Source organism: Maridesulfovibrio sp., assembly GCF_965230075.1.
Classification (GTDB): Bacteria; Desulfobacterota; Desulfovibrionia; order Desulfovibrionales; family Desulfovibrionaceae; genus Maridesulfovibrio.
The window spans coordinates 2268696-2289780 of sequence record NZ_OZ245945.1 but is presented as its reverse complement, the minus strand read 5'-3'; the positions used below and the strand labels follow the sequence as shown (position 1 = coordinate 2289780).

Annotated in this window: 18 protein-coding genes and 1 pseudogene; 2 read left to right on the top strand and 17 right to left on the bottom strand. The window is 44.0% G+C overall.

Going from position 1 to position 21085, the window contains the following annotated elements:
- Positions 1-8 precede the first annotated feature (8 nt).
- From ACO05Z_RS10315 to ACO05Z_RS10260, 12 genes are all read right to left on the bottom strand, one after another.
- Positions 9-941, bottom strand: a complete 933-nt coding sequence (locus ACO05Z_RS10315) for a glycosyltransferase family 2 protein (protein WP_421902102.1) — start codon at positions 939-941, stop codon at positions 9-11.
- A 132-nt stretch (positions 942-1073) separates the two neighbouring features.
- The gene (locus tag ACO05Z_RS10310; RefSeq protein WP_421902101.1) at positions 1074-2159 is read right to left on the bottom strand and encodes a hypothetical protein; all 1086 of its coding nucleotides are present in this window, start codon (positions 2157-2159) and stop codon (positions 1074-1076) included.
- Positions 2159-3634, bottom strand: coding sequence for an oligosaccharide flippase family protein (locus ACO05Z_RS10305; protein WP_421902100.1), 1476 nt, complete (start codon positions 3632-3634; stop codon positions 2159-2161). Before ACO05Z_RS10305 ends, ACO05Z_RS10310 begins: the two co-directional genes overlap by 1 nt.
- Before the next feature lie 82 nt (positions 3635-3716).
- The gene (locus ACO05Z_RS10300) at positions 3717-4370 is read right to left on the bottom strand and encodes a hypothetical protein (protein ID WP_421902099.1); all 654 of its coding nucleotides are present in this window, start codon (positions 4368-4370) and stop codon (positions 3717-3719) included.
- A 475-nt stretch (positions 4371-4845) separates the two neighbouring features.
- Entirely contained in the window at positions 4846-5724 is an 879-nt protein-coding gene (locus ACO05Z_RS10295; protein ID WP_421902098.1) for a GIY-YIG nuclease family protein, read from the bottom strand.
- A gap of 21 nt (positions 5725-5745) precedes the next feature.
- Positions 5746-8892, bottom strand: coding sequence for a type I restriction endonuclease subunit R (locus ACO05Z_RS10290; RefSeq protein ID WP_421902097.1), 3147 nt, complete (start codon positions 8890-8892; stop codon positions 5746-5748).
- Positions 8893-8910: 18 nt separating this feature from the next.
- Positions 8911-9066, bottom strand: coding sequence for a hypothetical protein (locus ACO05Z_RS10285; RefSeq protein WP_421902096.1), 156 nt, complete (start codon positions 9064-9066; stop codon positions 8911-8913).
- A gap of 14 nt (positions 9067-9080) precedes the next feature.
- Positions 9081-9566: a hypothetical protein gene (locus ACO05Z_RS10280; protein WP_421902095.1), complete on the bottom strand. Its 486-nt coding sequence runs from the start codon at positions 9564-9566 to the stop codon at positions 9081-9083.
- Position 9567: 1 nt separating this feature from the next.
- Entirely contained in the window at positions 9568-10245 is a 678-nt protein-coding gene (locus tag ACO05Z_RS10275; protein WP_421902093.1) for an abortive infection family protein, read from the bottom strand.
- Positions 10245-11777 (bottom strand): restriction endonuclease subunit S, encoded by a 1533-nt coding sequence (locus ACO05Z_RS10270; RefSeq protein ID WP_421902092.1) that lies wholly within the window; start codon positions 11775-11777, stop codon positions 10245-10247. Before ACO05Z_RS10270 ends, ACO05Z_RS10275 begins: the two co-directional genes overlap by 1 nt.
- Positions 11777-12190, bottom strand: coding sequence for an HI0074 family nucleotidyltransferase substrate-binding subunit (locus tag ACO05Z_RS10265; protein ID WP_421902091.1), 414 nt, complete (start codon positions 12188-12190; stop codon positions 11777-11779). Before ACO05Z_RS10265 ends, ACO05Z_RS10270 begins: the two co-directional genes overlap by 1 nt.
- A gap of 113 nt (positions 12191-12303) precedes the next feature.
- The gene (locus ACO05Z_RS10260; RefSeq protein WP_421902090.1) at positions 12304-13848 is read right to left on the bottom strand and encodes a type I restriction-modification system subunit M; all 1545 of its coding nucleotides are present in this window, start codon (positions 13846-13848) and stop codon (positions 12304-12306) included.
- Positions 13849-13971: 123 nt separating this feature from the next.
- Here ACO05Z_RS10260 and ACO05Z_RS10255 point away from each other — a divergent pair, with 123 nt between their 5' ends.
- The gene (locus ACO05Z_RS10255) at positions 13972-14163 is read left to right on the top strand and encodes a hypothetical protein (RefSeq protein WP_421902089.1); all 192 of its coding nucleotides are present in this window, start codon (positions 13972-13974) and stop codon (positions 14161-14163) included.
- Between the two features lie 26 nt (positions 14164-14189).
- Positions 14190-14327 (top strand): hypothetical protein, encoded by a 138-nt coding sequence (locus ACO05Z_RS10250; protein WP_421902088.1) that lies wholly within the window; start codon positions 14190-14192, stop codon positions 14325-14327.
- A 1376-nt stretch (positions 14328-15703) separates the two neighbouring features.
- On the opposite strand, the gene ACO05Z_RS10245 is transcribed toward ACO05Z_RS10250, so the two are convergent.
- The 5 genes and pseudogenes from ACO05Z_RS10245 to ACO05Z_RS10225 form a co-directional block, all read right to left on the bottom strand.
- Complete coding sequence (locus ACO05Z_RS10245; RefSeq protein ID WP_421902087.1) at positions 15704-16261, bottom strand: hypothetical protein; 558 nt, start codon at positions 16259-16261, stop codon at positions 15704-15706.
- Between the two features lie 1002 nt (positions 16262-17263).
- A pseudogene (locus tag ACO05Z_RS10240) lies at positions 17264-17443 on the bottom strand (hypothetical protein); the annotation flags it as partial.
- A 438-nt stretch (positions 17444-17881) separates the two neighbouring features.
- The gene (locus ACO05Z_RS10235) at positions 17882-19300 is read right to left on the bottom strand and encodes a DNA sulfur modification protein DndB (RefSeq protein ID WP_421902086.1); all 1419 of its coding nucleotides are present in this window, start codon (positions 19298-19300) and stop codon (positions 17882-17884) included.
- A 111-nt stretch (positions 19301-19411) separates the two neighbouring features.
- Positions 19412-19627, bottom strand: coding sequence for a helix-turn-helix transcriptional regulator (locus ACO05Z_RS10230; protein WP_421902085.1), 216 nt, complete (start codon positions 19625-19627; stop codon positions 19412-19414).
- 675 nt (positions 19628-20302) lie between these two features.
- Positions 20303-20995, bottom strand: a complete 693-nt coding sequence (locus ACO05Z_RS10225; protein ID WP_421902084.1) for a hypothetical protein — start codon at positions 20993-20995, stop codon at positions 20303-20305.
- Positions 20996-21085: the final 90 nt, after the last annotated feature.

Below are 21085 nucleotides of genomic sequence, written 5' to 3'. Positions count from 1 at the left end.
TCCTTTTTTTACGGTTCAAGCCTGCCGCTAAGTAGTATTTTTACGGCATCGAGTATGCCAAGAACTCGTTGCCATTCATTGCCGGATCGTTTGATTCCGGCTATTATCACCCGGTCCAGCAAATACCCGAACACTGCCCAGCAGTAATACATGCGGCTCATTTTTCCTTTTTGCAGGTAGTCACGGAAGAACAGCCAGCGTCCGATGATGAATTTTCTGCCCCATGTACGCATGTCCGGGCGCATGGTTGAAGACTCAAGGTGAACTAGTTGGGCTTTAGGGGTGTAGAGCAGTCGGTAGTTGCGTGAAATGCGGTAGCTGAAGTCTTTGTCTTCTCCAAAACCGTATCGCCTGTATGCATCTGTGAATACAAATTGATCGAAAACATCCCGTCGAAAAGAACTTACACCTCCGTCAAGGAAGTCTACTTCACTTAATTTAGTAAGTGGAAAGGGTGTGGTTCCGAAGTCTGTTCCGAATCCCGAAGGTAGAACTCTGCCTTCATGGATGCCGCAGACAAAGAAGGGGATGTTCCAGATGCGGCGCATCTTGTGCAGTAAAGTCAATTTTGGTTTGTTGGTAATAGCGCCACCTACTCCTCCTACGGTTCGTTCAGGGTCGCCTTCATACACCCGCATTATTTCAGCCAGATAGTTCGGTTCGAGGATAACATCATCATCAAGGAAGAAAAGGATTTCATTTTTGGCAAGAGAAACACCAAGATTGCGTGATTCGGTTAGGCCGGGTTTATCCTTGCGTACATAGTGGCAACTGATTCCGGCTTGTTGCAGTTCTTTCCACAAAGGAACAGCCATAAGTCTACCGTCGTCAACGATAATAAGTTGATCAGGTAACCGGGTTTGCGCAAGCACGGAATGCAAACAATTGCTAAGGTCGTATTCCCGGTTATAGGTCGGTATAATCAGGCTTGAGCTACTCAAAACAAGGTCCTGTGATTATATGTTCGTGCAACTTAAATTCTTACTCTTGTCGTATGTTATCAGAAATAATTAACAATAAGAATTGTTAATTGAATTTATACTCAAGGAACAGTTTGTGTATAACTTGAAGACTTATGAAGTTGATTCGAATAATTCCTTCAGCTTTATGTATTGCTCTTGGAAACCGATTAAAGGCGAGAGTGTTACCGCGTAAAACTTACCATTGCCAATGTTATCATCCAATACCGTAATTTCCTGTTCCGGCAGGTAACTTCCTGAAATCGCGCAGAGTCTGCGGTAGAGAAAATAATCAATGTGAATAAGTTCAAGGATTGCTTGCAGTCGCCGAACAAACTCATTTGTCCGCAGTTCCTTAATGGAAAATTCATCAGCTGAGCTTAGGCAGATCCATACGGCTATGGATGGTTCCTGTATTTCTGTGCATGTGAAATTTAAATCCTCAGGCATGATTCTTATGTATGGGTCGGACAGCCTGTTTATCTTTCGGCTGTTTTGCAAAAGAGCTGGTAGATAGGGGAGTAGCAGGGCAAGCCCTTTCTTGATCATCGATTGCATTGGTTTTTCGGGGGCAATGTCGCCGAGAATTTTGTGATAAGTTGTTAAATGATATCTATGGATAACCAGATGTCTTCGAAAGCATAAGGCTTTTCCTTTATGCAATATGAACGTGTTGTCGCTTAAGTAGCTCCAGCCGTCATTAAGTAGAGGTATTAGAATACTGGTTTTGCCTGCGCCACTGCCTCCTGTCAGGACTATTCCCTGATTTTCACGAACAACTACCGCTCCCTTGCAAAGCAGGGCTCCAGATGTGTCACGCAGGGCAATATCAACCCCGGTGAACAGCATATCCAGTACCGCGTTGGAGCAGCCCTTACGTTTGGTAAAATACAGGACGTAAGGTGCCTGTAAACTGATTACACAGTCCGGAATTCCTTTGTATAATGATACCGCGTACTCTTTACCCTCAAACTGCATGGTGTAATTACGTTCCATAAAACTTTTGCGTTTTGTGAAATGTTCAGCCGGGATTTCAAGTTTATTAATGTTTTTGATTTGTAATGCTGCTTGGGTGGATACTTCGCTTTGTGCAAAATGGCCGTAATCTGCTTTCAGGGCCGCGACTAGTTCGGTAGGCAAGTCATTTCCGCTGATGCGAAGCAGATCATAGATTTTGAAATCAACCCAATTAGCTTTCATTAGTTCCCTCGAGAGCGTTTGCCCCAGAACAGTAGATTCTTCAGTTCTGGAAAACATTTTATAGCGCCAAAGGTGACCAGACTTGTTGCCGGCATGTAAACGGCAAATCCGGTTAGGTTTGCGCTGAAAGTAATCCAACCGTCTCCAGCAACCATTCTATACAGAATGAGCAGGCTGAACATTGATAATGTCGGAATAAGCACGAGTATTGAAAGGCGCTTCCAATTTACAAGGTCTGCTCCGGTTTTTAAGCGGATAAACATGATTAATGAACAGAAGAGTAATATTAATGAAAACGTGGAGGCTGCTGCGACTCCTTCAATGCCGAAGCCAGCATGAATGGCAAAGAAGCATAGCAGCACGTTGCCAGCCATTATGCATAGGGCCGGGACTAAGGCAGCCAGCTGCCAGTTGCGGGCAACAATTATACCCCGCGTGATGTAGCAGAGCCCTAGAAAAAAAGAGCCGATCATCAAGATTTGTGTTGCCGGGATTCCAGCCTTGTACTGAGGCAGCAGCCAATTTATGGCTACAGGAGCACTAAAGAAGGCTCCCCCCACTAAAAAAGGCATCAAATAGGCGGTGTTTATCAGCGGGCTGACCAGAAATGCATGTAGATTTTCTTTATTCGACTTTGTTGACAGGGACTGCATCAATCTTGGTTCAATGACTTCCCGGCTTACTGCAGGCAATTGCATCAGCATGTTGAATATCATTGCCCCGACCCCGTAAAATCCCAGTTGTTCATTTCCGAGAAAACCGGAAATAATAAAGCGGTCGGTGGTACGGATGGCCATGATTACCAATCCCATGGACATTATGGGGAATCCTTTGCGTGCTAGGCTTACATACGTACGCCATTGAAATTTGATTCCTGACGAAATAAGTTCTGGAGATCGTAGAAAGTAGGCCACCAGCAGCAAGCTGAGGACCATGGAAATAAATAAACCGTATACTTCATAGAAGTAGACCAGTGGCAACAGTGCAAAAGAGGATGTGGCTGCAATATAATTTGTGCGTCCCACCATATCAAACTGTTGGCGGGCTTTGAGCAGGGATACATAGAAATCGTTATGCCAAGTGATAAGGATGACCAATGCTATGGCAAATATTCCGGCCTTTTCTTCCGGTGAAGCTGCTGCCGGCCACGAGGTAAAAAGGAAGATTATTACAAAGAGGATATTGGCACAAAGGGTCCCGCCAAGAAGTGAACCTTCAAGGAGTAATATCTCTGAAGTCCGTCCTTCAGCTATCATGCGTGGGATGGAATAACGAGCAGCAGAATTCGCTCCTAGTTGTGCATAAGAAGCATAACCGGGAATTACTTTAAGCAGGCTGAATAACCCGAATTGTTCTGGGGTCAGCAATTTCGGTCGTAAGATCGCAACTATAATCCCGAACAATTGCTTTATCAGCATACTACTGAAATAACGGACAATAGTTGCTTTTAATGAATGTTGTTCTTCGTTCGCCATACCTCCTCTATTATCATAACATTCCTAAATTAATATACATGAAAAAAACACTTTTTAAATGTTACTAATTAGTGATGGCTGTTTATCGTACCGCGAAACGATGCCGATGCATGATTTTGTATCCTCCGGCAGGCCAGTTAAAGTATGCCCTAGCTTCGTAGTCACCTGCTTTCATATTGGAATAAATTTTCTTTCCAGTACGCTTGCCTTTGGTATAAAACCATTCTCCCCATTCTTCGGCGGAAGAACCAGCTTTAACAACGGTAATCCAGTCCTGAGCGTTGCCAGGCATGTTTTCATAGATCAGCACTATATCTTCGCCTACAGCATAGGTTTGTTTGTCCGTAGTTAGGACGTCTGAAGGAGTTGAGTGTTGCAAGACTACACTGAAGGAGCTGCGTGCCTGAATGACAAATCCTCCCTTTGGCCAGTTTACATAGGCTCGAACTTCGTAGTCCCCAGGACTCAAGGCACCGAAATTCCGTCGTCCGGATTGCTTGCCTTTGGTATAAAACCACTCGCCCCATTTGTCGGCTGCAGTTCCCTTAGGGACAATGGTAATCCAATCCTGATTGTTTCCGGGGAGACCGGAATACTCGACAACCACAGGTTCTTCCTCAGTGAATGTGACTTTTGTTGTAGTTACGATGATTGCAGCCGATGGTGCTACAAAGATGAAAGTCATAATCAGAAAAAAGGCCGAACCAAGTAAGCATTTCCATTTACTGTTTTTCATCACTCCTCCCCATAATAAATTTATTTTGTATGGTGGAAATCAAAATTTTCTATAAACCCTAGTAATAGTTTTTAGCATGACAGTTTTTTTGCGGCAAGAGACTGATGGAGTTAACCTCTTTCATTCATGTGCGGACGTTTTAAATTAATTCTTCATATTGTTGAATGGGTAAGGAGGAAAGCACTATGAATATACTGAATTGATGAATTGATTGTATAAATATTATATAAAAGAAACCGGCCCTGTCTTTCGACAGGGCCGGTTTCTATGAAATAATTGGCGGGCAATACAGGATTCGAACCTGTGGTGTAAGAGCCTGTCTTCTCTAGCTTTGAAGAATCCGTTTTTACTCGGTACACACTACGGTACACACATGTGCATTTGCTACACGTTCCGGGATTGCCCTTAAGTTACTCTTTTTGTTCTCGAAAACAATGGCTGTCCGAGGTTGTCCGATCTGGTTCGAAGACGTTTGTTAGTTGTCTTCAGAATCCTTCATGCTGTCGGTCTGAACCTGTTTCAGGGTTTTGCCTTTTCCGTCCTTCCAGCAGATGCGACCGTTGGCACTCATGCCCATTACAACTCCTGCTGCAGTGCTGGGTGAAGTGAACACGTAGTCGGAGGTGAAGATGAATTTGCCGTCAGCGTTAGTCAGTACCCCTTGATTCTGTAAATCTTTTCTCAGGGTTTCAATATACGGATGGATTGACGGAACAGCTTTGCTAACAGCTTCTGAATTTTTCAGGACAACAAAGCCCTTGCTCGATTCGTATCCTTTTGCCGTGATCCCTTTTGAACTGATTTTAAAAATGTGCAGTTCTTTAGTTGTGGACTCTTCAGGTTTTTCAAAAACAGATAGACCAACCAGCGGAAACACACGGAGCATATCAACAATGAAACTTTCCATGTCTGCCACATCAGCCTCAGCAAGGTTCGGCGGTGTGGAATCGTTAGCATTGTCGAGATTGCAGAGCCGTGCTTCTTTGCCCATCTGGATTAAACGGCTTTCGAGGTATTTTACGTGGGCTTTGTTCAGGCTTTGGTTGCTGGTGACAAAGAATACACCCCAATCCCAAAAGTCCTTTTTTGCATAGTGGCTGTCTATGCGTGGTTTAACGGGATCACCTTCGCCTATGTATACTGTCGGCAGGCTGCTATCCTCTGATGTTCCGACCAGCACATAAACTCCGGTTCTTTGGAATTCGTCCCGTTTCAGAGCGGATTTGTAGCCTGAGCGGGTGAACACGACCCCAACACCTGTCCAGTTTGATTTTTCGATGATTCGTAAACCGTCTGGGTCACCATCGGGAAGGAACATTTTAATTGAATATGGTGATGCTTTTTGTGCTGACATGGATACAACCTTTATCGTTATCTAGTTCAGTTCCGCCCATTTATCTGCAATTCTTTCAGCCTGCATCAGAACCGTTTTAACGGCTTCGGATGCCAAATCCGGCGGGTAGCCAAATTTACGCAAAATTTTCTTAACCAGTACCCGTATCCTTGCGCGGGCGTTCTCGCTGCGTGTCCAATCAACACCAACGTTCGATTTAATCTTGATAAGTAGTTCATGGGCAATAACCTTTAGTTGTTGGTCTCCCATGGCTTCGACTGCGCTGTCATTTTGGGCAAGGGCATCATAGAAGGCGACCTCTTCGCTGCTGAGTCCTTCCTCTTCGCCTCGTTGTCTTGCCTCGCGTATGTCTTTGGCAAGTTTGATGAGTTCGGTGATTACTTCGGCGGCGGTGATTGCGTTGTTGTGGTAACGCTGAATGGCATCCTTTAATCTGTCCGAAAAGGCTTTCTGCATGACCACGTTGGTTCTGCTTTGGGATTTGATCTGTCCGTTCAGCAGCTTGCGCAGGGCATCAAGTGCAAGGTTCTGCTGCTTCATGCCTTTTAGCTCGGCGAGGAACTCATCTGAAAGGATGGACAAATCAGGGGTTTCAATGCCTGCTGCCGCTAAAATATCTACGATTTCAGTTGAATGGACCGCACGGCTGACTATTTGCTGTACTGCAAAATCAAGATTCTGCTTGCTGCCTCCTCCTGATACAGCGGTGGATTTTGCCAAGGCTGCGCGTACAGTCTGGAAGAAGCCGACTTCATCACGAATTTTTGCGGCCTGATCACTTGCGGATGCCAGCGCGAAAGCTTTTGATAAGGCCAGCACAGCATCTGCATAAATGCGCCATGCCTTCTTTTTATCCTTTTCGTCCTCGTGCTTGGCGGCTTCCTTGCGCTGCATTTCCTGAACCCATTCCATGGCTTCGGCAATGGCGTAGAGCCTTTCCCGTGCTGTTCCGGCAACGGCTTTGCTGTAATCAAGGCCGTGGAACATTTCGCGGACGACTTCATATTTTTCAAGCATCAAGGCTACAGCTTCGTCTTCATCAATGCCTGTCTGGTCCCTGTCTCCATCTGAATACTGGGTCAGGGCAGATTTCAAATTCTGGGCAAGGCCGATGTAGTCAACAATCAAACCACCGGGCTTGTCCTTGAAAACTCGGTTTACACGGGCAATGGCCTGCATCAGTCCGTGACCTTTCATGGGTTTGTCCATGTACATGGTATGCATGCACGGTGCGTCAAAGCCCGTAAGCCACATATCGCGTACCAGCACCAGCTTTAAATCATCGTCAGGTTTCTTGGCTCTTTTGGCGAGTGCGTCACGGCGGGATTTAGCACCAATGTGTTGCTGCCATTCTTTGGGGTCCGCAGCACTGCCGGTCATGACTACTTTAATGGTGCCTTTGTCGTCATCATCACTGTGCCAATCAGGGCGCAGGGCCACAATTTCATTGTACAGGTTCACGCAGATGCGGCGGCTCATGCAAACAACCATGGCCTTTCCCTGCATGGCATCCACACGTTTTTCAAAATGATCGACAATATCCCTCGCCACCATCTTTAAACGCTTGTCCGCACCGACAAGAGCCTCAATGCGTGACCACTTGGCCTTCTGACGTTCGCCGTCCACTTCTTCGCTGTCTTCAAGCAGTTCATCCACTTGGGAATCAAGTATCGGGCGTTCATTTTCATCCAGTTCTATACGGGCGAGCCTGCTTTCATAATAGATAGGTACGGTGGCCTCATCCTCAACGCCGCGCTGGATGTCGTAAATATCAATGTACTCGCCAAACACAGCAGGGGTGTTAACGTCCGTTTCCTCGATGGGCGTTCCGGTAAAGCCGATAAAAGACGCTTCCGGCAAGGCATCGCGCAGGTGCTTTGCAAAGCCGTATGATATTTCCCCTGTTTCCGCTGATACCTTGGCTTTAAAACCGTACTGGCTGCGATGCGCTTCATCTGCCACTACGACCACGTTTCGGCGGTCAGTCAGCAGGGGGTATTTCTCGCCTTTTTCCGGTGAAAATTTTTGGATGGTGGTAAAGATAATTCCGCCGGATGCCACAGCCAGCAGTTCTTTCAGGTGTTCCCTGTTGTCTGCTTTGACGGGTGGCTGTCGAATAAGGTCCGTACAGCCAGCAAAGGTGCTGTAAAGCTGTTCGTCCAGATCATTACGGTCAGTAATGACCACTATAGTGGGGTTCGCCATTTCAGGGTGAACAATGATCCGTCCGGCATAAAAAGCCATGAGCAGGCTTTTTCCTGATCCCTGTGTATGCCAGATAACCCCGATGCGTTTGTCTCCACCCGGTCGGGAAGCATTCACCGTACAATCCACGGCATGGCGCACGGCGTGGAACTGATGATAGCCCGCAATTTTCTTGATGATCTTGGAGCCATTGTTTTCAAAGACAACAAAACCGCGCAGGTAATCAAGGAACCGCCGTTTTTCAAAAACACCCTCAAGCAGGGTGGGGAGTTCCGGCATGCCTTTACGCAGGATTTCGTGTCCGTCCACTGTACGCCAAGGCATAAACCGTTCAACCCCCGCCGTTAATGATCCCACACGGGCAGCAATACCGTCCGATGTGACCAACACGGCATTGGTCCTGAAAAGTGAGGGTATCTGTTCCTTGTAGGTTTGCAGCTGATTAAAGGCACCGTTCAGGGTAGCGTTTTCATCGCCGGGGTTTTTCAGCTCAATAACGCCCAAGGGCAGCCCGTTAACGAATAGCACCACATCAGGGCGGCGTTCCCGTGAGTCTTCAATAATTGTGAACTGGTTTACAGCCAGCCAATCATTATTGACGGGATTTTCAAAGTCGACCAGCCACGCCTTATCCCCGCCGATGGTGCCGTCTGTGCGGGTAAATTCTACGTCCACACCATCAGTAATAAAATGGTGCAGGCGGCGGTTCTCTTCTTCAAGGGAGGGAGTTTCCACCAGTGACAGCTTACGCGAAACATCATCGAGAACATCTTCATCAAGGTGCGGATTGATGCGTTCAAGGGATTCCTTAAAGCGGTCCATTAAGAAGACATCGCCGTAGTTCATCCTTTCCGCATCCGCACTGTCGGGTGCTATGTCGGGACCGTGCAGGGTTTGAAATCCCAGTTCTGACAGGATTTCTAGGGTCAGTTGCTCGATGTGGTCTTCTTTGGTTTTGGTCACTGGTGGCCTCGCTAATAATTAATCATTGTCTTCGTCGTAGAAATCATCTTCGGATTCAAAAGAATCTGTAGGGCCAAAATCATCATAATCAACAGGGTCTTCTTCATCGTAATAAGCATCTTGGCTTGGTTGAGGTGGCACATACGATTTTTCCATTCTTTCATCATCACACATGATATTTATCCTTGTTATAATTCGTAAATAGGAATGTAAGTCCTGATTGGTATATCTAGAAAATAAATGAGCAAGCTAATAACTCCTACGACAGCGCAAAGAAAGCTTAAGTCAGTAGTTCTCGCCCCCAATGTTGAAAAAATGGATTTTATATTTCGGGGACTTCTTTTAATTTTTTGTTTTTTTTGAGCGGCATATTTTCTTTCAAATTGTTTATAAAATGATTTAAAAGCCATTGCCGCAAAAAGAAAAGAGGTTGTAGATGAAATAAGAGCTAAGATGAAAGCAATCACCGAAACTTTTAAAGACCAATGGTCAATGCGGCCTTTCGTAACCGTAAAGATCAAACCGACAGCACCTGCGGATAAAGTAATCAGGGTTTTGTCAAAAAGGGTCTGTTGGTCCTGATAGCCGGTCAGATACGTTTTACGGTCTTCAAGATATTGTTCGTGGGTATAGCCGCATTCAATTTGGATGCTTTCGTCTTGTCCGTCATTCATATTAAATGTCTTCTTTGTTATCTAAAAATTGTAATAGACTTTCCTTGTACGCTTCAGGGTCCAACCCAAATAAGGCTTTACTGTAAGGTATTGGTCCTGAGTCGCTTATCTTTAAGTTTATGGGGTCATTTTCAAGGTCAAGAAAATCATTAAACTCTTCGTTGTCTAAATAATATATTCTCTGTCCATTTGCAGGGTCGCGGAGTTGAGCATTTCGTGAAAGTAAAAAACAGCTGACATTGTCAGCGAGTGAGGCGATCATTTTTGCTTCAGGAAATCCTAAAGGGTTATCAAAAAGAGCATCTTTCCCATGTGATGCTTCTCCGTAGTTATTTCTAAGCTCAGCTGTCGTTCGAACTATGTTTCCTAACAGGACGCCTATTTCAGTTCCCAATTCTTCACTGTTAGCCAATCTCAAATTATTACGAATTAGAGTACATAGTTTTATTATGGTTAAATTTTTGCGGTTGTTTTTTCTCTTTGACTCAAATTCAACACCATGGTCATTAAGAATTGTTTTCAGTACACTTTCAAGTAAAGCTTTGGATGTATCTAATATTAAAGGAGAATCTTCCGCATTAACCGCAATCTCAAGTCGTTTCACCTGTTCACTAAGATGGACAAGTGACTCGTCTTCTATGATTGTCCCTGTATTGAGAGTGAAACTTCCGTCAGTCATCATTTACCACCAAGGTCAAGTGAACCGCTTATCAATTTAGGTAGTAATGAATCACGTATTAACTCTAGGTTTTGAGATTCCTTGCAGTTAGCATAAATTTTATCATAGTATCCTGCTACAATGTCAGAATATTTTTTTAAAATATTCGGCTCAGGAACCAGAACAGAAATGTTGCGGAAATTCTTTTTGCTGATTTCCGCAAATGTTGTTCCGCTTGCTCTATTTTTGATTTCCCCCATGATAGAGTTGCACCATTGGATAACGTATTCGGGAGAAATATCTTTGTCACATTTCATGGCAATATAGCCCTGATTCACAGCTACGGGAACTTTAGCCAGAGCCAAATATCCAACCGGAGCCCTTGAAGAAAGCAACACTGTGTTTACAGGCAAAAGACCAGAGCTTATTTTTGCTAATCCTTTACTGGTAATTCTCCTGCCAGTGGTAAGGAGCAATTTCTCCTTGGACTGGGATAAATCTTTAGGTGTAGTCCAGTGGATGGTTCCACCTTCCCAAAAATCTTTATTTTTCGTTGCTGGAGTTCCTCCACCCACGACAGAAATTTCATCTCCAATTTTAGCTACTCGCCACCCCTTTGGCACCCGCCCAAGCTCGCTATCCTCAAACTCGGTACACCCATCAAAATCCACAAACCACGATTTGAAAATGGCCTGTGCCATGGCTTCCAGTGTTTCATTCATGCGGCGGTTGAGATCGATTTTGTCGTCAAGGGTGCCGAGGATGTGTGCTATGGCTTTTTGGGTTTTAAGGGGAGGAAGAGGAATCTTCATCTTTTTAGCTGAACCAACATTAAAATGCTGCTGAACCGCGCCGACAAGATGTGCATTAACGTATTGACCAGTAACAGAGTTTACATAGTAACAAAGAAATCTAGAATCCAGCCTATCACTGGGCCGAACAATTACTAGGTCTGAGCAGTTGCATTCGCCAATGTTCTCAGGGATAACCGCACATGCACCCGGTTTTCCGGTTCTAACAATTACAACATCCCCGTGTTGCAAAGATGATTTGCTGATTTTCTTATGAAATTCAGGGGAGATATATTTAACATCTTCAAATTTAATATTGAATGGAACAACATTTTGGGAGCGTAAAAATGTGATGCCGGATTCGGTATACTCAGATGCCATTGATCCAACAAAACCAACTGTTACGTATTCAGCCAAATCAGCAAGTGCAGTTTCGGGCCAATCAGTTTTTCCTTCCACCAAAACAACCCGATCCCGCTCAATATTCCCCCGAAACTCATCAGGCACATTATCCCAAACAAAAAAGTCCACCCGAAAAGGTAAATCACTTTCCTCAAAGGCTTCTTTAAGATCATAGACAGCGTTTTTCTGATCCGCAGAAGCAAAGGCCACAAGGTCCAAGTCAGACTTCGGACGGGCAGACCATGTGGCGCGGGAACCATATGCCCAGACAGTGGTGTTCGGCAGATGGGTTTCAATAAGCGAAAGAATTATTTTTCTCTCTGCACTGCTAATATCTATATGCTTCAATTCTTTAGCCATTATTCCCAATTTTCTTTGCTTAGAGTTTTGTATAAATCAATACTATCTTGTACAAAATCATCTATTATCTCTAATGCATCTGCGGCTTTTTCTCCGCTATAGTCATGCGATGTTGAAATGCGAACTCTATTGTATTCTATCCATTTTGATATAGGGCTAGGTAACAGATAGTTTTCATCAGCGAGACGTAAAAGCGGCTTAGGTCCATTCGGCACTTCTGCCAATCCAATTTCATGTTCCAAATATCGCTTTAAAATCTTCCATAAACAATCCCAGCATGTTTCAAACCGTTGTATTATTGATTCTTTTAAAGCAATATTTACCCACTCTTCATAATCATTTGAGATAGAATTTAAACGATTATTTTGCTCTTCTAAAAGCTGCAGTGCCTTTTTAAATTTGCTGTAATCCATGCTACCTCTCAAAAGTGCCACAAGCTGTGGCAAAATTTAATTGTGGCACAGCCTGTGCCACTTTTATGCGTCTGAGAATTCTTTCTGCAATTTGGCAACAGCCTGTTGCCAAATTACTTTTCATCACCAAAACCCAACCCTTTCAGGTTCTCGCAAATCGCTTTATCCAGCTTGCGGCCTTCTTCCATCTGGGCGTAAAGGGTCTTGGTCAATCCCGCCATTTTTTCTTCAAAGGGGATGCCGTCATCCTTGATTTCCTCGGCTCCCACGTAGCGACCCGGCGTAAGCACGTAGTCGTTGTCCTGCACTTCATTGAGCGATACGGCCTTGCAGAATCCGGCTACGTCTTCGTATTCCCCGGCTTCCTTCTCGCCACGCCATGCATGGTAGGTGTCGGAAATCTTTTTAATGTCGTCCTCGGTAAGCTCCCGGCGTACACGGTCGACCAGGAATCCCATTTTACGGGCATCAATGAACAGGATTTCGCCTTGTCTGCCACGGAAACCGTTCGGCTTCTTGCTCCGGGTCATAAACCATAGGCAAACGGGAATCTGGGTGGAATAGAACAGCTGTCCGGGCATGGCTACCATGCAATCGATCAGGTCTTTATCGACAAGGTTCTTGCGGATAGCCTTTTCCGCTGTCTGGTTGGTGGACATGGAACCGTTGGCAAGTACAACGCCTGCGGTGCCTGTAGGCTTCAGGTGATGGACGATGTGGGACAGCCAAGCATAGTTGGCATTGCTTGCCGGGGGAGTACCGAACTGCCAGCGCACATCCTCAGCCAGCTTGTCACCACCCCAATCACTGACGTTGAAGGGCGGGTTGGCAAGTACGTAATCAACCTTGATGCCCTTGTGTTCGTCATTATAAAAAGTTCCTTCGGCATTCCACTTGATGTCGGCATCAATGCCGCGCACAGCCATATTCATTTTCGCCAGCCGCCAAGTGGTGTGGTTCATCTCCTGCCCGTAAATGGCAATGTCGCCAATGCGTCCACCATGCTGCTGTACGAACTTTTCAGACTGCACGAACATACCGCCGGACCCGCAACAGGGGTCATATACACGGCCTTTAAAGGGTTCGATCATATTGACCAGCAGGTTAACCACCGAGCGGGGGGTATAAAATTCACCACCAGCGCGACCTTCGGCACTGGCAAAACGTCCGAGGAAATATTCGTAAACCCTGCCGAGTACGTCTTTCGACTTGGACTTGGCATCACCCATGCCTACGTTACTGAACAGGTCGATGAGCTTGCCCAGCACCTGTTTGTTAAGAGAGGGGCGGGCGTAGTCCTTGGGCAGAACACCTTTCAGTCGTGCGTTGGATTTTTCGATAGCAATCATCGCATCGTCTATGATTTTACCGATTGTAGGCTGCTTGGCGTTATCTTTCAGGGATTCCCAGCGGGCTTCTTTGGGTACCCAGAAGATGTTTTCTGCAAGGTATTCTTCCGGGTCTTCCGCATCGCTGTATTCATCAGCATTAAGCTCGGTATGTTTGGCTTCAAAGGCATCGGAAATATATTTCAGGAAAATAAGACCAAGGGCTACGTGCTTGTATTCTGAGGCATCCATACCACCACGCATGGCATCGGCGGCGGCCCACAAATCCTTTTCCATTCCTAACGGTTCATTCGCTTTAGCTGCTGACATCTATGTAAACATTCCTTTAAAATATACCCTGAATCCACAGGGATAGGCAAAAAACATCCCGCCATTTCATATGATGGGACATTCGTTAAAAAAATAATCAAAGTCCGGTATCCGGTTTACATCATGGCAGATGCATTGGCAATAGGCATAAGGATTATCACGGCTTGGGTGCTATGTGCAGGTATGCGCGTTATCTGGTCTGGCAATATGAACTATAATATTAACCTATATGGAAAGTGTTTTACTTCCGGCATGAATTTTTCCGAAGAAAAAGCACATTCATTGTGTTTGAAAAAAGACTTTTATTATAAATAAATACAATAAGTTAATAGGAGAATATTATGGACATGACATTATGCGAAAAGTACCTGATTACCAACGAAGGAAGTGAACACCTAAGCCCTAAGGATGTGTTCATGCAGGTTCTTAATGAACAGGATAAGGATGTAAGAGCAGCATATGCAGCAGTTGCTGCCTGATATTTTGCATTAGGAGCTGTGAAAAGCAGTGTCCACAGGCAGGAAATTATCAAACTAACCAAGAACCTTGCAGACAGAAACCTCAAGTAGGGTAGGCTTATGAAACGGGATAAATCCTTAATGGTATATCTGGATAAGCGGTCATATACCAATATCCGCAAGTGGAGTATTGAGTCTGATTACTCGTTATCTGGATATATAGCCCTTGTGGTCAAGCTGTGAGAGGCAGAGGTTGCCGCCGGAACCAAAGACCCTGTGATAGATAATAACTTCCATTACAAACTTGTGGCGTGTGATAAACAACCGGAAGGCAATAGTTTTAAATTTTAATAGGGTAGCTGCTGAGAAAGCCGTTCTGTATCTGGGATATGGGACGGCTTTTTTGGCTCCATATGTTGTTTGTGTCGGTAGTGTTGTCTTAAATGGCTTTGAATTGCGCCGAGGTTTGCTTGTGTCTGGCGTTTACTGATGAAGGCAGAGTCGAGCATGAACGGGATGGTTGGGTGGCTGTGTGGCATATGACGGTAAGTTAAACAATAAAGGTGTAACCAATGAGATTACACCCTTATTGTTAAGTGACATAACCAGATATAGCTTCGCTTTCTGGTTAAAGACCTCTAATGAAGCTTATTTGTCCTCTTATTAGTTAATTGTAGATGAATATTTAATTTATTGTAGTATTATTGAATAATTATTCAATACACTCTCTATGCCTAATACCATTCAAGTGCTATACTGTAATCTAGTAGATTTGTACTGATGGAGGTTTCATTGCATTAATACTTCTTATCGATCATTGGTGGTAACGAGAAGTTTTCGTAATATGCTAGTTCCATCTGGGAAAGTAGCTCATGTTCATTTTGCTCCTCTACGATGAAGCTGTCATGCAAAGAAAGGCAGCCGATTCCTTTCCGTCATAACCGAAGTACAATGCAAGCAGCCATGTCAGAGTCGATTTTTTGAAGTTTTACACCTTCGCCTGTTCCAAAATACTCTGAGATTGGGGCATGCTTGGCTTTGACTTTTGCGAAAAGTTCTCGAACCAAATCTCGATTCTGTTTGACCTTTTTATCCTTCACATAGAGGATGCCTGCCCTCAGAAACAGTTCTCGCGTTTCTGATGACATTTTACGTCCATCCAGCAGAGATTGTAGTGCTTTATCATCATCCCTTGCGTTGATGAGCGTGTTAATGGTTTTCTTGACAATAGGGCGAAAATTCCCCGTTCAACCTTCAAGGTCGTAGCAGTCACCTTTGAAAGCAATTCCCTTCAAGGCGTACAGCATACGTGGATGCAGATTTGAATAATCAAGTTCTACCACGGTATTTCCGTTCATTTTCAGCAATGATCGATATTCCTTAGGTATTCCGATTATTCAATGACCATAGAATCTTCCACCAGAGTCAAAGTCAACATTGAAAATTCTGGTCAAACGGTTCTGTGAAAAATCGGGATAGCATTTACGGCTGATAAGATTTTCTTTCTGCTCGGCAGTAAGTGGAAAATCCAAGCTCAAAGCACCCACCATTTCATTAATTTCTTCAACCTGCTTTTTCATTGCTTCCGTGGAAGGTGTTTCGGCAAAAGGAATTTCTTTTTTGTCGGTATCTCGAAGGATTACTGCTGGGCGTTGGGTGTATGCCGTGTACAAGTCCATATCTAAGCTGGCAAAGATGTCTTCCAGTTTTGAGGACCAGCAAATCTTGGATGTGTGTGCAGCACCCGTTTTGGGGTTGCAAAATCCTGCTTTGAAATGGACATAGCCAGCAGCAATTAAGGCATCAAAAACTCGCTTCGTCGGAGTGTATCTGGCTATGATGTGGTCGAATTTAATTCTGGAACCAGTGTAAGTGTTTTTAGATAAAGACACACCAATGCACAGGGCAGGGTCTTCCGCATAGCAGGCATACAGGTTCAGCAGGAAGACCTTCAAATGGGTCTTGGTCGAGGTTATAATTTTCCGTTCCCGTTGTGCCAAACGGCAGTTGCTGAACAGTTCTTCATAAAGTTCGTTGACAGTGAGTTCGAAGATTTCATCAGTTGTTCATTTGCCGAAACTAATCGGCTTTGAATACATTCAGTTCATTATAAATCCCTTTTAAAGTCGTTATAGGTTAATGTGTTGTTTTCGAATCGTGGGCCAGCACTTTTACATTGAAGCTCCATCATCAAGGGATCAATCTGATCATAATCATCGTAACGGAATATACTTCCAGAAACCCCTTGGGCTAACTTCCTTGCGTCTTTGAGTTCCTCGCGACGAACTATGCGCCAGAAGATGTCACGGCCTTTAATAAGCTTTCAGATTTCAGCCCAAAGCTCAGAGTTTTTGTGAACATCAGGCATATGTGGTCGCCAATTATCCTTGGTAATCGTGTCTGGCAAAGTTATTGATTCTTTCCCTGAGCTACAAACAGCGATACAGGTATTTGAAGGCAGCATTTTCAAACCATCGATTGCCGCTCGAAGCAGCAAACGCCGTTCGTCCGTATTGGAGAATGCTTTTGCCATTTCATATTTTTGATTATGATACTCAAATACTATGCCGTAGCCGCCATTGCGCTCGTTTCACATATGCGAGGATATTTTCAAGAATACGTCTTCCATTTCCATGTCTTTTTCCTGTTTTGACGGGGGGCTGATTTTCCCCTGTGTTATAGGTTGCTGTTAAGAGCGGGCCATATGCCTACCGATTGTTGGGTAGAGCATATGGAACCCGCTTCTTGTCTACGTAACTGCTGGGATACTAAGACTCCATCAGCTTTGATTTGTCACCCCACCTAGCTATTCTCCGAGCCAAAGTTTTTGCATCTGCTATATCTTTGGCTGTAGCCTCTTCCCAGTATATTTTGCGACCTTCAATTAGCTTTGTGATTTCGATCCAAAGCTTACGGTTCTTTACACCCTTGAAGTTTCGTTGTTTTCAACCGTGAATTCAGCCTTTGTTAAAAGCGTCAGTGATCCATCGAGATGAAGAGTAAACCGTTAAATCAAAGTTCATGGGGGTTGAATTTAAGCAGGCAATTAACGCTTGCAATTCCATGTGATTGTTCGTGGCTTTGTCCACATTTGTAAGTTGCTTACGTTCCGAGTCTGAGCTTGATTCGATAATTGCCCCATAGCCAGCGAAGTTATTTCACTGGCTGCCAGCAATGGTACATGTATATTCTTTCAATTTTGGTCTCCTTTACAGAAGGTTAAAGGTTGGATGGTATCCAAAGATACCGTTGGTTAAGCCGCAGTTTTGCGGTGCATATGCCGATAAATTGCCGTTTTCAGGCATACTGGCTTGCTTCAAGGAGCAATACCAAGAAGTCGCGTAAGCTTTGTTTTCAGTGCAATGCCCCGGAAACAGCTTTTGTGACTTGCCTGTTACAATACCAGATTTTAGCTTCTGGTCAACAGTAAAGTTCAATTATTTTAGTCGCTTGTCCGATGTTGTCCGACATCATACAATACTGTCCAGTGTCGTCTGCTCTAGAGTTTACGGCAAAGCAGAAGCTTTTATCTCAGTGGTCCTCCCATGGATGAAAGGACCACTGGAATAGGCTTTTTAGTTACGGGAAGGAAGGCCGCACTGGTAGCGAATCATGTCGCTGACGATGGGGGCAATATCGTTATGACGACCACCAAACTTCATAATCTGTTCAGTGCGGTTGTATGTCCCGATATTGCGAACTTTTCCTTCTGGGTCGTTGGGCAGGTACTCGGTCAGTTCTCCAATGGCATCCTGATGTTCAGCTTTTTCAGCATCAGTGAGTTCGTAAAAACTCCAGATGGGGTTCTGATGTGAAAAGTCGATTTCATCGATACCTGACAAGAGTTTGTCGAGCATATCAAGGTTCCTTTTTTTGCCGAAAGCAAATTGATAAAACAGTTTAGCAAGGGCTTTGAGAACTACGGGTTGCGCGATTACAGTTTTGCTTTTGGCCTCTTCATCACCGAAACCATTAACAGCGGAAACTGCTTCCCAGAAACGCCGTGCCTCTGCTACCTGCGAGGCTACTTTTGAAGGTAAGGCTCCATTAATGTTGGGTTTGTTCATAAAGAGCAAACCGCAGATAGTGGCAATATTTTTACGGGATATTGCGCCTGTGTCGTTGTCCCAAGTTTCTTCGCTGTCTTCACAAACCTTCAATTCGATCTTTTCGAACAGTTCCTTTTTCATGAACAAGTTGATCGGGTTTGAATTATCAAAACTTAAGGCACGGTCTTTTTTGACCTTTTTGGAGTACATATTTAAATCTGTGAAAAGTTGCTTTTCCTGCTCAACGTCAAGTCCAACATGGATTTCAACCTGTACATCACAAACTTCTTTTGCAGCAGTGAGGCAGATTTCCCACACATCCTGCATAGTGTTCGATACTTCGGTACTGCCTTCATGGGGGTAAAGACTCCTGTTGCCTTTATAATATTTTTGGTTTTCACAAGCGTTGTCCAGAAACTCAAAGACCATGCCGATAGCTTTTCTCCGATGCTGGCCGTCTGATACCCACAGAGAACAATTCTCTGGCAGCGTTATGTTGTACAGTACTGGCTCAGTGCTTCCTCCGGTAGGAATAGTGGTTTTCTCTATGTTCTCCATGTCAGTACTTTGTATATTAACGACAAACGGTTGTAGAGCCATGTATGGCTGATTTCCCAGCTTGTTTTGCACCTCAAGCAGTTCTTGCGGTACTTCTTCCTCTTGAGCTTCAAGTCGGGCCACTGCTGCACGCACCACCCCTTTTAGTACGTACTGGGCAAGAAGCCGAGCATGTTTGCTGTCCAACTCGCGTTGCGCGATGTTTTCTTCGTTGCGCCTTTCTTTGTTTGGCACTTCTGAGTGGAGCATAAAGTCATACATCGGCATGGTAGCGGTATAGGTCAAAGCCCCAAAGTTGTTGCCTGCAAGTACCGATAGCTGGAAGCCGTTTTCATTTGCGGTAGCAGGGATATTGCCGTGGTCAGTGTTTTCAATTTCTTTATTCATGATAAGTCCTTTTTATCTGTAGTTTATTTGTTTGTGATGGTTGAAATGGGGCCTGTCTCAGACCCCATTTGTCATGCTCAATTTTTATTCCAGTGAGCATTGTCTTGAAGGTTAGCTGGGGCTTTGTTCATCGCGTCCGATTTCTTCCGCGAATTTGCGTATGTCGCCGACTTTCCAAGCTGTAGCCCTTTCACTAATCTTGTATGGTTGCGGGTAAATGCCTTTTTTTACATTTGCCCACCAAGTAGATCGGGATACTGGGATTATGCGAAGTACATCATCAAGGCGGTAAAAACCGTAGTCCGGGGTATTTTTGTGTTGGTTCATATTTTTCTCTTTTTTTTGTTAGTTTTACCTGAGCCTGTTTAACTGCATGCATGCTTTGGGGTAAGACAACATCCTAGAAAAAAATGACAAAATTTCAAATTCGCCGTTCGTTTTTTTGAAATTAAATCGCCGTGTTGAAATATGGTTTTGCAAAAAAAACGAATGATTCTAGGGCGGCGATTTCCTGAATTGTGCTTTTTGTGTGAGTGTTTTGGTCTGAGCGAGGCAATATGCTGCACCGGGCAGCGGATTTTCTTTTTTTCAAAAAAAATGAATTAATTCAGCGTGGCGATTTAATAGATTGGCGGCGATTTAATGTGCGGACAATGTGTGATGTTGAAAATAGCACAGGTGACTATTGATATATAATCTATTTGACTGGGGCGAAAGGTAAAAGACTAGGTTGCCCAGTGATGAGTCTATCTGCTTTAGAAAGCATTTATCGGTAGCTTAAGCTTACTCGCTAGCACTGCATGTCTAATTTTCTTAGTATCAACATTAAAAATGATGAATAAATACCAGTAGAGAGCTGGTGGGGTGTAATGCAGGAGGGAAGGCGAATGTAGTGTGATTTTCGGCTAAAAAGGGAAACATTGCATTTGAGAAATACAATGTTCCCAGTGCGGCATTTTACACTTCAACTAAATTGTAAGCGTGCGAGTTGAGTTGTTTTATTTAGTCTGTTTCCAAAGTTTGAGAGGAAGTACCACGTTTATGTGCCTTGATAAGTCCCATACTATCGAGTGCTGTCTTAACTGCACGGTACATTTTTCTTGGTTTTTCAATCTCAGAATACTCGATAATCTCTTTCTTCTTTAATCCATTTATAACCTTGAGCTTGCTTTGATGATCCTTTTTCATTTTTAGCTCTTCCCAATGTTTTATGAGCTTCAAGGCTCCAGATATAATTGTTTTTACATCCTCAAAATATTGCATTTCTTTCTCTGTCTTATTTGTTGGCGTATGACTTTCAGGTGTTTTTTCTATAGAGGACTTAGATTTAAGTTTTTTTATTATTTTATCGCGTTTTACTATTTCAGCTTCAAGCCTTTTAATTTTTTTTTCGAGGCTGGAATCTTTTATTGGGTTAAAGTTTTTTTCTTTACAATACTTGTGGTAGCTTTTTTCTTCAATATACATGTCGCCGAACAGAAGTGACCAGCAGATATTATCGTCTTCCTTATACTGTTCGTAGCGATTGTGTTGTGTTTCTATGTGACCGAATACAAAAGTATTTTCCTTTAGTAACTCTAAAAAATCGCCTCTCGATATGTCATGCTGATCTATAATAATCTCAGCATTAATCCATATGTCGCGTGTGCTTATCATTGTAGAATTGTTTTTTTGGCTATCCTTGCTATTCATCATCTAGTCCCCAAATTTTAATGACAAATTGTCTAGTTGTATTTTTCTGTTTGGTTTCATTCCTGTCCGGTTAAGCTGAAATAAAAACGTCCA